Origin of the sequence: Maribacter spongiicola (assembly GCF_004364165.1) — a bacterium.
GTDB classification, from domain to species: domain Bacteria; phylum Bacteroidota; class Bacteroidia; order Flavobacteriales; family Flavobacteriaceae; genus Maribacter; species Maribacter spongiicola.
Genome location: NZ_SOAY01000011.1, coordinates 1,012,012 through 1,027,225, shown reverse-complemented (window position 1 = coordinate 1,027,225; position 15,214 = coordinate 1,012,012). Strand labels below are relative to the sequence as shown.

Sequence of the window (15,214 nt, the reverse complement as noted above, 5' to 3'; positions counted from 1 at the left end):
TCATCAAATTTTTAACAATGTATTGAGAAAATAATAATCTGACGGTTTATTTAATCCATATCTCTTTTCAGGTCAAAAATTTATTTTATTAGATAAGTCCTTGGTATGTTTTATAATTAATCTTGTGTGGTCTAATATTTAAACCATTCAGTTGAAAAAGATTCTTTTAGGTCTAGTTATTTTGGTAATTGTATTTGGAATACTTACGTATTGGTCATTATCAAGTACGAGCAAAACTTTTGATACATGCGAGATTTTAGAATTTTCTAAAGTCGATGAAATAGACTTTAAAAAATATGATTCTGTTTTGGTTGCCGCGAGTACATTGTATGAAGCAAACGCAATTAAAAGTGTAATGCAGGGGGAGCAGTATAGAAATGCATGGGCGACACCAGTTAAAGTTCCTATTTTGTATTTGGATAATTTAGAAGGAAATATAAAAATTCTTGAAGAGGGTGGCGGTCAACAGACCCATTCACTTAAATTGAAAAGAGATGATGGTACCCTAATGACATTAAGAAGTGTTTCTAAAGATCCATCGCCATTAGTACCCAAGGTTGCTGAGACTATGGGTATTGAAAATATTATAGTTGATGGTATATCTGCACAACATCCATATGCGGCAATAGTGGTTGCTAAACTTTCTGAATATGCCAGAATATTAAATACTAAGCCTAAGCTGGTATTTGTACCTAAGCAAGAACGACTCTCTGATTATAATAACAAATTCGGTAATCGCTTATTTCTTTTAGAATATGAGACGGAAGGTAATGCCAGTTGGTTGGGACAAAAAAATATGGATTCGCTCGTAGATACCGAAGATTTGCAAAAGTTAAAGTTGAAGAGTCCTAACAAAGTGGGTATCGATAATAATGCTTTAGTAAGGGCTCGTTTATTCGATTTGTTAATTGGTGATTGGGACAGACATTCAAAACAATGGGGTTGGGCTATTGAAAATTTAGGAGATTCCATTAATGCAATTCCCTTACCGTGCGATAGGGACAATGCTTTTTTTAATCTAGAAGGGGTTTTACCTACTCTAATTTCGTACCAGGCATTTCTGCCAGAGGTACAGTCTTATGAAAAAGAAATTGATTTTTTACCAGGTTTAATATCCCCTTTCGATGTTTATTTTATGAGAGGCATATCACCATCTATATTTGAAAAAGAAGCGAGAGAATTACAGCGCTTACTAACAGATGAAGCCATTGAATCATCCTTTGCCGTATGGCCTATTGAGATTTATGCATTGGACGGTAAAGAGCTAATTGCAAAAATGAAAAATAGGCGAAATGAGTTGGTAGATTATGCGTTTCTATTTCATCAAGAATTGGTTGAGAGGGAAGAACTGACAGAGGCTTTAAAAGGATCAGAGGACTTACATATGACCAAAGCACAAATGGCATGTTTTACTTGCAACGACCAATAACCTTTAAATTTATTTAAAGGATATCAATTTAGGTTACTGAATATAAAGAACCATCAAATAGACGAATATGAATCAAACTACGGTAAATGCAGTAGAAAAGTATGTCAAGAATCTTTTGGCAGATCAAATGAATAAGAACTTTCTTTTTCATAGTCAGGGGTATACGAACAAGACGATTAGTAAAACACAAAAAATTCTTGAACAAAATACAAATGCTCAAATTAATTCATATCAAGTATTAATAGCTGCTTGGTTTTTGCACGCAGGTTATGCGGTAGACTATGATAACCATGTTGACCAGAGTGCATTTTTGGCTTCGCAATTTTTAACCGAGCAAAAAGTAGCTCAAGATGATATTGATGCTATCGTCAATTTATTGAAAAGTGCTTGGCAAAATGATGAGCCAAATAATGATGAAGAGGCGATTATAAAAGATGGTAGCACTTGGTTTTTTGCATCAGGTAGTTTTGAAGAAATGTTACAGATGTTGCGATTAGAATTAGAAAATTTTAATAGCGATGTTCCTGATTTAGATAATTGGCGATTAAACTATGTAGAAAAACTTCGTGTACAGCATAGTTATTATACAGACTATGCCAAAGAGAATTGGCAAGAGCAAAAAGAAGAAAATATTCTTAACTTGATTTCTAAATTACAGAAGTCTGAAAAAACAGAAAAGAAAGAGGTTTTAAAAGCAAAGTTAAAAGATGAAAGTCCGCAACGGGCAATTCAATCGCTATATCGCATAGAACTTAGGAACCATATAAAATTAAGTGATATTGCAGATACTAAAGCTAACATTCTACTTTCTGTTAATGCAATTATTATTTCTTTGCTTATGGCTAATTTGATTCCGAAATTAGATTCTCCAACAAATTCATATTTAATTTATCCAACAGTCATATTTGTACTTTTTAGTATTGCTTCAATGATAATGTCTGTACTTGCTACACGCCCAAAAGTTAGCAATAACGATGTGGTAGATGATGAAATTAAAGCGAAGGATACAAATTTCTTGTTCTTCGGAAATTTTCATGCGATGGAGTTAAGCGACTTTAAATCTAAACTAAGAACTATTATAAAGAACAAAGAATCTATTTATGATTCGTTAAGTATGGACTTGTATTACTTGGGTAAGGTATTGCAAGAAAAGTACAGATTATTAAGATGGACATATACCATATTTCTTATTGGCATAATTTTATCTGTAGTAGCATTCGGGTTTGCACTAAAGTATTACGGAATGGAAGACGAACTTTTAGATGCAGTTACTCCTTTACCTAAATAAGAGAAATCAATTAAACCACACCGCATATTTTTTACGTCTAAGTTCAAGTGCCAATTGCTCTTCCATTTTTAAAGCTTCAGCTTTGGTTTTAATGGGGTCGATATGATTAAAAAGACTGCCGCGTAAATACAAGCCGTATTTCTGTACAATTTTAGAAGATAGATTATGCCCCTTTTTACTCAAAGACCCATTTTTATGTTGGTCAAATCGTTCTTTAGGGGTTTTGCTTGTCATGCCGACATATAGACATTCAACTACACCATTAAATTGCGGATTTGCTTCTCTAAACTTTCTATTTTCGGTGAATACTTTTTTAGATAATTCAATGACGTAAATAGAATACATAAATGCAGTATGAATTTTAGACTAAAGATTGCTAATAGTAATCAAAGTGATATTTGAATTTACTCAATTATCTCAATACCATCTGTAGTAAAAGAAAAAGCTTGTGCTCCTAAACCGCCAACCATAACTGCTTGAAATAATGGGTTTAATTGTTTTTTCGAATACCAATCAATCAAAAAATTTGCCCCACTACCGCCAGAAGTATCTTGTTGTTCAATAACATAATCAATAGACTCCATTGGAGTAAGGTATATAGGGGAGTCGATATAGCTTCGTACCAAATCGCCTTCGGTATTATAGTAATCGATTTTACTAACGAACAAGCTATCTTTTAAGCTCGTATTTCTGATGCTTAAAGTTGCGGTAAGCAAAGTTCTTGTATCTCTCGTCTGATTGTAAATGTCAGAATAAATAGGTACATAAACTTGCCTAACTAGAGAATCTATTAAAACCGTATTTGCCTTTCTGTCTAATGCATGGTTATCAAGAACTTCAACCGGAATTTCTTCTTTTGAAACTTCTTTACAAGACACAATTGTGGCTACAATAACCACTGAAAGGCAAATGCGATTTAAAATAGATTTTATTTTTTTCAAATGTTGATTTTTAATCTTCCCACTCTGTATGAAAAATACCTTCACGATCTAAACGTTCATAAGTATGAGAGCCAAAATAATCGCGTTGCGCTTGAATTAAGTTCAAAGGTAATTTGCTAGAAGTATACGCATCAAAATAAGTTAATGAATTTGATAGGCCAGGTAACGGTATTCCGTTTTGTGCACCAAAAGCAACCAATTCTCTAGCAGCACCAACGGTGTCTTTAACTTTGCTTACAAAATTTGCAGAAAGTAAAAGGTTTGGCAAATTAGGTTCAGCTTTAAAAGCTTCAGTAATATCGGCTAATAAACCAGCACGAATAATACAACCAGCTCTCCATATTTTGGCAATTTCAGAAATATCTAAATCGTATCCGTATTCTCTAGATGCATCTGCCAATTGGTGAAGACCTTGAGAGTATGTAATTATGAATGAAAAGTATAACGCTTTTTCGGTAATCGCTTCTAATTTCTCTTTATCCATATGTGCTACAGATGGTCTGTCATATAAAGCATCAGCTTTAATTCTTTCATCTTTTAAAGCAGAGAGTTCACGCATGCTAACGGCAACATCTATTGATGGTACTGGTATACCAAGATCCATTGCATTTTGGCTTGTCCATTTCCCAGTACCTTTTTGTTTTGCTTTATCTAAAATTTGATCAACTAGTCGTCCTTTTACCAAGTCATCTTCTTGCTCGAATATTTCAGATGTAATTTCAACTAAGAAAGATTGTAATCTTCCTGAATTCCATTTTGCGAAAGTGTTGTGTAATTCATCGTTATTATAGTCGCCACCTTTTTTAAGAACATCATAAATTTCAGAAGTCAGCTGCATTAATCCGTATTCAATACCGTTGTGAACCATTTTTACATAGTTTCCGGCAGATTTAGGTCCTAAATAAGCAACACAAGGTTCGCCGTTATATTTAGCGGATACTGCTTCAAAAATTGGTTTAATATGTTCGTATGCAGATTTTGAACCACCTGGCATAATACTCAGACCTTTTCGAGCACCTTTAGCACCACCTGAAACACCTGCTCCAAAAAAGTTAATGCCTCTTTGTTGTAAATAAGCTTCTCTTCTATCAGTATCGGTAAAGAAAGAGTTCCCTCCATCAATTATAATATCACCTTTATCAATATGTGGCAAAAGCGATTCTATAACACCATCTACAATTTTACCGGCAGGTACCAATAACATTATTTTACGTGGTTGCTTTAAGTTTTTTACAAACGTCTTTATGTTGCTTGAAGCGCTTACTTTTTCTTCATCTCCTCCTAAAGTTTTTAAAGCCTCTACTTTTTCATTATCTAAATCATATCCGTAGGCAGAAAATCCGTTGTCAGCTACATTGAGGATAAAATTTTGTCCCATTACTCCAAGACCTACTAAACCAAAATCATACATAAATTGAATGTTTTATAATTAGAATACATCAAAATGTTACAATTCTTAATTATTTATTGTTCGTAACATAATGAGAATCAAAAATAATTTAAAATATTGACTTTAAATCCAAAATGTATCTTAATAACGCCCTATAATGGCTTACTTTTTAAGATATTTGAAGAATAAAGAATATCAACCTATAATGAAGAAGACAGAAAATCAAATGCTCGTAATTTTTGGGGCATCTGGAGATTTAACGGCAAGAAAATTGATACCAGCAATATTCAATTTATATAAGGGAAATGACCTTCCTGATAATTTTGTAGTCCTTGGTGTTAGCAGAAGTGATTTGGGCGATTTAAAATTTAGAAATAAGGTAGTTTTAGAAAGTCCTTATTTAGAAAAAGAACGAAAAGAATTTGATGCAGATTATATTCAAAAATTTGCTGACAAACTTTTTTACGAAGATTTAGGTTCCGATTATGACACATCATATGAACGTTTAGAAAAGCGTATATCTGATTTAGATCAGAAATATGGTACTGACGGTAATCATATGTTCTATTTATCTACACCGCCAAGTTTATATGAGCCCATAGCCAAAAATCTATCTGACCAAGGTTTAAATGATGAAACTTCTGGTTGGAGAAGAATTATAGTTGAAAAACCATTTGGTTATAGTCTAGAATCTGCCAAAGAATTAAACCAAGGTTTACATACCTATTTTAAAGAAGGTCAAATTTTCAGAATTGACCATTACTTAGGTAAAGAAACAGTTCAGAACTTATTGGTTACCCGTTTTGCCAACAGTATATTCGAGCCATTATGGAACAGAAATTACATTCACCATATAGAAATTACCAATGCCGAAAGCGTAGGTGTGGAAAAACGAGGTGGCTATTACGATAAATCTGGGGCATTGAGAGATATGTTTCAGAGTCACTTATTACAGATTGTTGCTTTAATTGTTATGGAGCCGCCGCTGAGTGCTGATGCCGAAGAGATTCGTAATGAAAAACTGAAGGCGTTGAAGTCACTTAAAATAATGAATGATGAAAAGACGCTTTTTGATAATACCATCAGAGCGCAATATGTAGCTTCAAAAATTGACGGACAAGAAGTAAAAGGCTATCGTGAAGAGGAAGGTGTTGATGAAAATTCAACTACAGAAACCTTTGCTGCTATTAAATTCTTTGTAGACAACTGGCGCTGGGCAGATGTACCTTTTTATGTTAGAACGGCAAAACGTATGCCTACAAAAGTTACTGAGGTAGTTATACATTTTAAAACTCCTCATCATCAAATTTTTAAAGAGTCTGGTATAAATAATAAGGACAATAAGTTGATTATCCGTATTCAGCCAGATGAAGGTATACTGTTAAAATTCGGAGTGAAAGTACCTGGGCAAGGCTTTGAGGTAGAGCGTGCAAATATGGATTTCTACTATTCTAGTTTAACGGAAACTCATGTTATGGAAGCTTATGAGCGTCTTTTATTAGATGCTATGCAGGGGGATGCCACTCTGTATGCTAGAGCAGATGAAGTAGAGGCAGCTTGGGCATTTGTAGATCCTATTTTAGACTATTGGAAAAATGGTAAGGATGTAAAAATGTACGGTTATGCAGCCGGAGATTGGGGACCAGAGAATGCCAACGAGCTTATTGAAGGAGTGGGAGAATGGAGAAACCCTAGCGAAAATTTAGCAGATGAATCTGGCTACTGTGTAATTTGCTAGTAGGGTAGAAGATTAATTTAAGTGTTGAGAGAAGATGGAATTAAAAGTATATCAAAATAAAGTAAAGGTTGCTGAAGAGTTTTCTAAATATTTGATTCAAAAATCAGATACTCAGAAGGCTTTTCACATAGCCTTGTCCGGTGGTAGTACGCCTAAAATTGTATTTGACGTATTAGCTGAACAGTTTTCTACTGATGTAGATTGGAAAAACATTCATTTGTATTGGGGCGATGAAAGATGTGTAGCACCCACGGATGATGAGAGTAACTATAAAATGACGGTAGAACACCTCATTTCTAAAGTAGATATACCAGAGGAGAATTTTCATCGAATAAAAGGAGAAAACGACCCTAAGGAAGAAGCAAAACGATATGGCGAATTGTTGGATAAAGAATTACCTAAAGCATTAGGGTTACCACAATTCGATTTAGTGATCCTTGGTATGGGTGATGACGGTCATACGGCATCTATTTTTCCACATGAGATCAATCTTTGGGTTTCACCCGATAATTGCGAAGTTGCTATTCATCCAGAATCTGGTCAAAGGCGAGTTTCTCTTACCGGTAGAATAATCAATAATGCTAAAACTGTAGCTTTTTTGGTGACAGGAGAAAGCAAGGCAGAAAAGGTAAAGATTATTATTGATAGAGAAGAAGGCTATTTAGAATACCCTGCAAGTCACGTAGCACCTAAAACAAAAGACTTGGTCTGGTTTTTAGATGCTGCCGCGGCAAAGCTTCTTACTTCATCTCAATCTTAATATTTTCAGATTCCAATTCTTTAATATATTCTTCTGAATTAAAAGTTTTAGATTCAAATTTAGTGTCTCTTTCTTGAGCTTCTAATTTGCGGTATTTGCTTCGTGCAAATCTTCTGACTCCTTGATCATCAGAAATTATTAATCCTGGTACGGGAACATTTTTACCATCTGTTCCCTTAGCTACCATGGTAAAGTAAGAGGAGTTACAGTGTTTTTTTGTTCCTGAGGTGATATTTTCAGATTCCACACGAACACCAACTACCATAGAGGTACGCCCTGTATAATTAATACTTGCCTTCAAGGTAACCAATTCTCCTACTTCAATAGGGTTTAAGAAATTTACTCGGTTAACCGATGCTGTAACACAGTATTGTTGCGAATGTTTAGAAGCACAAGCAAATGCAATTTGATCCATTAGGTTCAATATATATCCGCCATGTACTTTTCCTCCAAAATTAGAATGGGAGGGAAGCATCAACTCTGTTATAGAAACTCTAGACTCTCTTACGCTTTTAAACTTTTCCATATGGATGTAGTAATTTTTTAAAGTAATATCTAATTTCTAAAATGTGGCGATTTCTCTGCTTGTACTTCGGTGATAAAATATTTTGAATCGCCTAACCAAAAGAACGTAGCATATCTTTCAACATAACTTACTTTTACATATTGACCTTGGTATTCTTGAAGTTTATCAATAACCTCTTTATCCTTATCCAATACAGAAAAAGAGAATATTTGAGCGCCTGAAATTCCTTGGCTAATTTCACCTTCCCAAGTTTTAACTAAGACACCTTTGTGGCTAATTTTTATGAGTTCTCCAGAACGTACACCTTCACTAAAGGTAACAAAGTATATAAAGGCGTAATACAGCGCACCAATAACGACTACGCTTAATAAAAGTAATGATACTATCTTTTTCATGTGTTTAGTTTTAATATATTATTAATGGTTGGTATTATAATTTTAATTTAGGTTCTTCTTCGAAATCGTCATCTTCAATCGCGCGATTAATTAATGATTCGGGAATCGATTTTTTTGCTTTCGCACCCATTTTTTTAAGCTTTTCTATACTAGTGATGATATTGCCACGCCCATCGACTAATTTATTCATTGCGCCACGGTATTCATCTTTAGCATCGTCCATCTTTTTGCCTACTTTCATTAAGTCACCAACGAAGCCTTCAAATTTATCATAAAGAGCACCAGCTTGCCGTGCTATTTCAATAGCATTTCGTTGTTGCTTCTCATTATTCCACATGCTATCAATGGTGCGCAAGGTAGCAAGAAGTGTTGAAGGGGTAACAATAATAATATTTTGCTCAAAAGCTTTATTGTATAAAGAATTATCTTGATTTATTGCAATAGCAAAGGCAGGTTCAATAGGTACGAACATTAAAACAAAATCGGGACTCTCCATTTCATACAAATCCTCATATTTCTTGGCAGATAATTGATCTACATGCCTTCTAAGGGAGTTGATATGGTCTTTTAAGAACTTCTCTCTGAGTTCATCTTCAGCATTTACATAGCGCTCGTAATCGGTTAAGGATACTTTAGAATCCACCACCATTTTCTTACCATCAGGCAAGTTGATGATAACATCTGGTAATACGCGGCTGCCATCTTCTCGAGTAAAGCTTTGTTGAACGTTATATTCACGGTCTTTTTCCAAACCAGATTTCTCTAACACACGCTCCAATACCAGCTCGCCCCAGTTACCTTGCATTTTACTGTCACCTTTTAAGGCTTTGGTCAAGTTCTCTGCTTCTTGGGTAATTTTAATGTTTTGGATCTGTAGGTTTAGTAACTGCTCTTTTAGGGCAGAATGTATACTGATGTTTTCTTTCTGGCTTTCTTCGACTTTCTTTTCAAAAAGGAGGATTTTTTCATTCAACGGAGTAAGAATGTTTTTGATATTCTTCTCATTACGTTCCGTAAATTTTAAGCTCTTTTCTTCTAATATTTTATTGGCAAGATTTTCAAACTCCTTCGTAAATTTCTCTTGAAGCTTTTCAACTTCCTGTTTTTGCTCTTTATTCTTTTGCTGCAAGTTTTCTAAATCTGCCTGATAGCGTACAATCTGATTGCCTAATTGTTCTTTATCTGCCTGTAGCTGTAGTTTACGATTCTCACTTTCTTTTAATCTATCCTGAAAAACAGAAAGGTTATTAAGCATTTGCTGCTCGCGTTCTTCTAAAGTACTTTGACGAGATTTTGTTTTTAGAAGCTGAATATAGTTACCCAAAAAATATCCGATGGCAAGACAAAGGATTCCTATTAGTAAATAAATATAAATTTCGTTCATCGGTGTGCTAACGTAATCGGGTAAAGATACTTGATTGCATAGTAAAGTTTAAAAGAGCCGGTATATTTTAATTAACATACCATATCTAAATTCTTATATATGTTAAAATATCTATTTCTTAATTCTAAAAGAACCGGTATTTGGGTCAAAAGAAATAGTGTCAGTGGGGAAGAGGGAATCAAAACTGTTATTTGCTATCAGATTACAAGGTTGATCAAAAGCATTGTTAGTTCCATCTAAAATCAACATTTTATCGCATAATTGAATAGCGAGTTCAATTTCATGGCTTGTAAACAAAATGGATTTGTTCGTTTCATGCGCTATAGATTTTAGTAGTTTTAAAATCTGAACTTTGTGGTATAGATCCAAATGAGTAGTAGGTTCATCTAGAAGAATAATATCGGTATCTTGAATTAGGGCACGAGCAATAAGTACACGTTGTAATTGACCATCACTCAACTGAAAACATTTTTTATCTAAAAAAGGCTCTAATTCTAAAAGAGCAATACTTTTATTAATAATTGAAATATCGTCATTAGCCAATTTGCCTAACCAATTAGTGTATGGTTGTCTGCCCAAAGCCAATAACTCATAAACAGATAGATTTTTTGATGCAATAGGTTCTGTAAGTACCACACTTATTTTAGAAGCTATTTGCAGTTCGTTATATGTATTTAAATCTTTTTCTTCATAGAGTATAGAGCCAGATATTTTAGGTTGAAAATTGCCTATCGTACGAAGTAATGTAGATTTACCAATGCCATTTACACCAACAATAGCGGCAAGTTCACCTTTCTGTAGTTCAAAAGAAATAGCAGAAGCAATGACTATATTGTCATACCCAATAGATAGGTCGGCAACTTGTAAAATACTATTTAATTTGTTGTTGATGATGACTTTAGTTTTATATTAAAATATCATTTTTCTTTTTCGTACAAGTAACCATATTACTACCGGAGCTCCAAAAATACTAGTTATAGCATTAATGGGTAAAACACTTACCGAGCCCGGTAGTTGGGCAATGGTATCGCAAACCAACATTAATATCGCTCCACAACAAAGTACAGCAGGTATTTGAATTTTATGATCCGTAGTGTGTAATAGTTGTTTGGTAATGTGAGGTACGGCTAAACCGACAAAAGCAATTGGCCCAGCAAAGGCAGTAATGGATCCAGCAAGTAACCCTGTGGCTACTATGATAATATAACGCGATTTTTGTAAACCAATACCTAAGCTCTTAGCGTAATTCTCGCCAAGTAAAAAAGCATTTAAAGGTTTAATGGAAATGATGCTTAGAAAAATACCTATTATAGTACAAAGCGCGACTATTAGTAATTGCACCCAAGATAAATTACCTAAACTACCAAATGACCAAAAAATGTATTGTTGTAATTTTTCAGCTTTAGAGAAATATGAAAGTACGCTTACAATAGCTGCTGTTATACTGCCAAACATGAGTCCGATAATCAGTAGTGCCATAGTATCTTTCACTTTAGCTGCAACTACAAGAACTAGTGCTAATACTAGAAAACTACCAAGACTAGATGCAATTGCAAGTGTAATGTCATTAAAGGTGGAAAAGGTAAATGCGCCAGAAAATAGTGAAGTTCCCATAATTAAGAGCGCAGCGCCTAAACTAGCGCCAGAACTAATGCCAAGTACATATGGACCTGCTAAAGGGTTTCTAAATAAGGTTTGCATCAACAATCCACTAAGTGATAGTCCGCCACCCACCAATATAGCTGTTATCGCTTTTGGTAGTCTATATTCCCAAATGATATAGTAGCTAGATGAGTCTTTAGTTGCTGTTCCCAATAACGTTTTTAGCGTATCTAAGAATGAAATGTTTACAGAGCCTAAGCAAATATTTACAATAAAACATAATAGCAATACGACTAGTAAGGCTATGAAATGAAAATTGTATGTTGATTTTTTTGACAATTAAAGTAGTGGCTTAAAAAAGAAGGGTTCGTAGTTTGGCAGTAGCCCTGGGTGCAAAATATGAATTAAATCTTTTAGAACAAGGTCTGGTCTTTGCGGCCCCAGTTCATAGTATAACGTTCCCCCGGTTTCACCTTTTGTATTTGCTGTTGTAAATATTTTTCTGTTTTTAAAGGCATCAAACTGTGTATAATGCAGACTAGATGATTCCATTTCTTGGTAAGTGGCTAATTGTGCAGGTCCGATCCAATACTCGGCATGTTGCCCAACATCAAGAACGCTCTCCCAACTTAACGAAAGACTTCCGTTTTCATCTGTAGAATTCCACAGGTAATCTGCATTGGCATCTTCAAGAAAATTCGCCGCCCAACTTTTTCCGCCAGGTAAATACCATATATCTTTAAACATGGCTCCACTTAGAACCGTAGGCTTGTTTTTAGACTCAGAAGCTAGCTTTTTGGCTTCTAGGTAAGATGCTTCAATTTTATTAAAAATAGTATCAGCTTCTTCGGTTTTATTGAAAAACGGAGCGAAGAACTTAATCCATTCGGCTTTACCTAAAGGAGTTTCTTCTACCCAATCGCCATTATAAACTACAGGAATATGAGCACGTTGTATGCTTTCGTAGGTACTGTTACCGTCGTTAATGGCAAAGCCGAATATAAGATCTGGCTGCAAAGCTAGAACCGCCTCTGTATTTATACTTTCGTTGACACCTAATTCTTTAATTTGCCCGGCATCAATTAATTTTCTTGCTGCTATTGAAGAAATGTATTTGGTGTCTGGAAAGCCAATAAGATTATTTAAAACTCCCATTTCTTCTAAAGCAGGAATATGAGTTGTTGAGGTTACCACGATATTTTCTACAGGTGTTGAAATGATGGCATCATATTCATTTTTGTTTAGGGTTACGCTTGCTTGTATTTCTTTGGGGACTAAAGCATATGTGTGCGTAGTTTCGGCATTTGCCCAAGGTTTTAAGACCTTAATGATAGTAATACCACTACTCTGAGTTTCAATTTCAAAACCATTAGCATACCGTATAGATGTACTACCGGTAGAGGTTTGATTCGAAAATGGGTCTTTTTTCTCTTGCTTGCATCCGCACAGCAAAATAAGGCAACTAATAAAAAGTAAGTGTTTAAACATGGTGGTAGTTTGTCTATTTTTCAAAAGTAGTATTATAAAAGTTTACTTAGAAAGATTAAACTAAATGTTTACTTTCGCCGTGAATTTTGGTTTTCATTGCTTTTTGTAATGAGATTAAAAGGGAATCTAGTGAAAATCTAGAACTGTTCCCGCAACTGTAAGTTTATTTCAAACCTATCTATTGGCAAATAGATTTTGTTTGATACTTCTTTTAAAGAAGGTACTATTTTCTTCAAAGTCACTTTGGGATCCAAACCGGTTTGGAAAACATGGGAAGGCAGAATAGTATTAAACAAGTCAGGAGACCTGCCTTATTCAAACAAACAATGTTAAACTTTCGGGATAAAAGTTTGCGTATGGGTACAGACATACTACGCTCCCGTTTATGAATTTAAACGAATGAAAAATTATTTATTGTGGCCTGCGGTCACTGTATTGTTATGTGCAAAAGTAGGAGCACAGCAAGAGCAAGATTCTACAAAAACGTTACAATTAGATGAGGTTGTCGTTAGTGATTCGCGTTTTGAATTAAAGCGTGAAAATTCGGGTAAGACCGTAATTACTATTTCTCAAAAAGAATTGAAACAAAACCAGGGACGTTCGGTTGCTGAAATTATTAACACAAAAAGCGGAATTGAAATTAACGGTATCAGAAGTTATGCTGGTCAGAACCTTTCTACCTTTGTTAGAGGCGGTAATAATCGCCAAGTTTTGGTCATTATTGATGGTATACAAGTATCTGATCCATCGGGTACAAGTGCAGAGTATGATTTAAGATTATTGAATGCTGCTCAAATTGAAAGTATCGAAATTTTAAAAGGCGCAGCGAGCACGCTTTATGGAAATTCAGCAGCAACGGCGGTAATTAATATTACGACGAAGAAAGCGAAGAAAGAAGGTCTTGCATTAGATGTCATTTCAAGTTTCGGAACCAACCAAACGGAAGATGATCAGAATTATAATATTTCTGATATTTCGAATACGGTAAACTTAACAGCTAAGCATGGAAACTTATCTGTTTTAGCATCTGGAGGACACCAATTTACAGATGGATTATCGGCTGCAATAGGTACAGAATCAGACGAAGTTTCTAGAATAGATGGTAACTTAAAAGTAGGATATCAATTTTCTGAACGCTTTGAGCTAAATGCATCGGCCTTCTATAACAAATTGAATAGCGATTTTGATAACGGTTTCCCTATTGAAGATGCAGATTTTTATTTTACAAGCGAGCAATCTAGATTTGGGTTAAGTTCTAAATATGAGTATGAAAACGGGAGTATTAATGTAAATACGGCATTTAATCAGATTACGAGATCTTTCGAATCTAGTTTTCCTGCAACTTACGATTCACAATCTTATGTATTGGATGTTTTTAATAAGTACACGTTTTCAGAAAATATTTACACGATAGTTGGGGTAAACTATATAGACAACAAAACCTTATTCTCTGAAGAATACAACTCCAATACAATTGATCCTTATTTAAATGCGGTGTATGTTGGTGAGCAGGGAATTAATGTAAATGCAGGTGTACGATTAAACAATCACAGCGAATACGGTTCTAATTTTATATATAACATTAATCCGTCATACAGAATTAGTATCAATGAAGGATATTTAAAGTTTATGGGTAGTTATGCCACATCATACATTGCACCCAACTTATCGCAATTATATGGTCCGTTTGGGGCAAATCCTGAATTAGATCCAGAAGAAGATACTACTTTAGAAGGAGGTATTGAATTTAAAGTTTCAGATGCTTTTACAATCAATGCCGTTTATTTTAATAGAACTGAAGATGACCGAATAGTTTTTGAAACCATTGATCCAGTTACTTTTGAGAGTCTGTATAGAAACGCTGCTGAAATCGCACATTTTGATGGGTTAGAAGTAGGCTTGAACTCAGAACTAGCAAAAGGTCTTTCGTTTGATGCTAATTATACGTATACCAATTCTAAAGAAGAATTGGCACTGAGAGTAACTAAAAGTAAAATCAACGCTACTATTGGGTATGCTATAAAAGAGAAGACATATGTTGGACTCTCTTACCAGTACGTATCCGATAGAACCGATATTGATTTTGCTACATTTTCAAACGTAACTTTAGATAGTTTTAGTTTAGCAAATTTACAATTGAGACATCAGTTTTGTAGTAATCTAACTGCATTCTTTGCAGTCGATAATCTTTTAAATGAAGAGTATACAGAGGTAGTTTCGTTTACCACTAAGGGACGAAATGTTCGTTTAGGGTTTAAGTTGAGTTTGTAATC

At 34.5% G+C, this 15,214-nt stretch carries 14 protein-coding genes and 1 riboswitch; of the genes, 5 read left to right on the top strand and 9 right to left on the bottom strand.

Annotated features, from left to right (window positions below; all coding sequences use genetic code 11):
• Positions 1–151: 151 nt before the first annotated feature.
• Positions 152–1,429, top strand: a complete 1,278-nt coding sequence (locus CLV90_RS12940) for a hypothetical protein (protein WP_243835420.1) — start codon at positions 152–154, stop codon at positions 1,427–1,429.
• A 67-nt stretch (positions 1,430–1,496) separates the two neighbouring features.
• The gene (locus CLV90_RS12935; protein ID WP_133687881.1) at positions 1,497–2,717 is read left to right on the top strand and encodes a Pycsar system effector family protein; all 1,221 of its coding nucleotides are present in this window, start codon (positions 1,497–1,499) and stop codon (positions 2,715–2,717) included.
• Between the two features lie 6 nt (positions 2,718–2,723).
• On the opposite strand, the gene CLV90_RS12930 is transcribed toward CLV90_RS12935, so the two are convergent.
• Genes CLV90_RS12930 through gndA form a run of 3 tightly spaced genes read right to left on the bottom strand, consistent with a single transcriptional unit; the run spans position 2,724 to position 5,069 of the window.
• Entirely contained in the window at positions 2,724–3,062 is a 339-nt protein-coding gene (locus tag CLV90_RS12930) for a GIY-YIG nuclease family protein (RefSeq protein WP_133687880.1), read from the bottom strand.
• Positions 3,063–3,121: 59 nt separating this feature from the next.
• Positions 3,122–3,658 (bottom strand): DUF3124 domain-containing protein, encoded by a 537-nt coding sequence (locus CLV90_RS12925; protein ID WP_166638579.1) that lies wholly within the window; start codon positions 3,656–3,658, stop codon positions 3,122–3,124.
• 10 nt (positions 3,659–3,668) lie between these two features.
• Positions 3,669–5,069, bottom strand: a complete 1,401-nt coding sequence (gene gndA / locus CLV90_RS12920) for an NADP-dependent phosphogluconate dehydrogenase (protein ID WP_133687878.1) — start codon at positions 5,067–5,069, stop codon at positions 3,669–3,671.
• A gap of 184 nt (positions 5,070–5,253) precedes the next feature.
• Here gndA and zwf point away from each other — a divergent pair, with 184 nt between their 5' ends.
• Complete coding sequence (zwf, locus tag CLV90_RS12915) at positions 5,254–6,786, top strand: glucose-6-phosphate dehydrogenase (RefSeq protein WP_133687877.1); 1,533 nt, start codon at positions 5,254–5,256, stop codon at positions 6,784–6,786.
• 34 nt (positions 6,787–6,820) lie between these two features.
• The gene (gene pgl / locus CLV90_RS12910) at positions 6,821–7,546 is read left to right on the top strand and encodes a 6-phosphogluconolactonase (protein WP_133687876.1); all 726 of its coding nucleotides are present in this window, start codon (positions 6,821–6,823) and stop codon (positions 7,544–7,546) included.
• Here pgl and CLV90_RS12905 read toward each other — a convergent pair.
• The 6 genes from CLV90_RS12905 to CLV90_RS12880 form a co-directional block, all read right to left on the bottom strand.
• The gene (locus CLV90_RS12905) at positions 7,527–8,072 is read right to left on the bottom strand and encodes an acyl-CoA thioesterase (protein WP_133687875.1); all 546 of its coding nucleotides are present in this window, start codon (positions 8,070–8,072) and stop codon (positions 7,527–7,529) included. The two genes, pgl and CLV90_RS12905, sit on opposite strands and share 20 nt — an antisense overlap.
• A gap of 29 nt (positions 8,073–8,101) precedes the next feature.
• Positions 8,102–8,467 carry a 6-phosphogluconate dehydrogenase gene (locus CLV90_RS12900; RefSeq protein WP_133687874.1) on the bottom strand — a complete coding sequence of 122 codons (366 nt, stop codon included), beginning with the start codon at positions 8,465–8,467 and terminating at the stop codon, positions 8,102–8,104.
• Positions 8,468–8,501: 34 nt separating this feature from the next.
• Entirely contained in the window at positions 8,502–9,851 is a 1,350-nt protein-coding gene (gene rmuC / locus CLV90_RS12895; protein WP_133687873.1) for a DNA recombination protein RmuC, read from the bottom strand.
• A gap of 111 nt (positions 9,852–9,962) precedes the next feature.
• Positions 9,963–10,664, bottom strand: coding sequence for an ABC transporter ATP-binding protein (locus tag CLV90_RS12890; protein ID WP_341777693.1), 702 nt, complete (start codon positions 10,662–10,664; stop codon positions 9,963–9,965).
• A gap of 96 nt (positions 10,665–10,760) precedes the next feature.
• Positions 10,761–11,792: a FecCD family ABC transporter permease gene (locus tag CLV90_RS12885; RefSeq protein ID WP_133687871.1), complete on the bottom strand. Its 1,032-nt coding sequence runs from the start codon at positions 11,790–11,792 to the stop codon at positions 10,761–10,763.
• Positions 11,793–12,965 carry an ABC transporter substrate-binding protein gene (locus CLV90_RS12880; protein WP_243835418.1) on the bottom strand — a complete coding sequence of 391 codons (1,173 nt, stop codon included), beginning with the start codon at positions 12,963–12,965 and terminating at the stop codon, positions 11,793–11,795.
• A 46-nt stretch (positions 12,966–13,011) separates the two neighbouring features.
• Positions 13,012–13,269, top strand: a riboswitch (cobalamin riboswitch).
• A gap of 71 nt (positions 13,270–13,340) precedes the next feature.
• Here CLV90_RS12880 and CLV90_RS12875 point away from each other — a divergent pair.
• Complete coding sequence (locus CLV90_RS12875) at positions 13,341–15,212, top strand: TonB-dependent receptor plug domain-containing protein (protein ID WP_133687870.1); 1,872 nt, start codon at positions 13,341–13,343, stop codon at positions 15,210–15,212.
• Positions 15,213–15,214 lie beyond the last annotated feature (2 nt).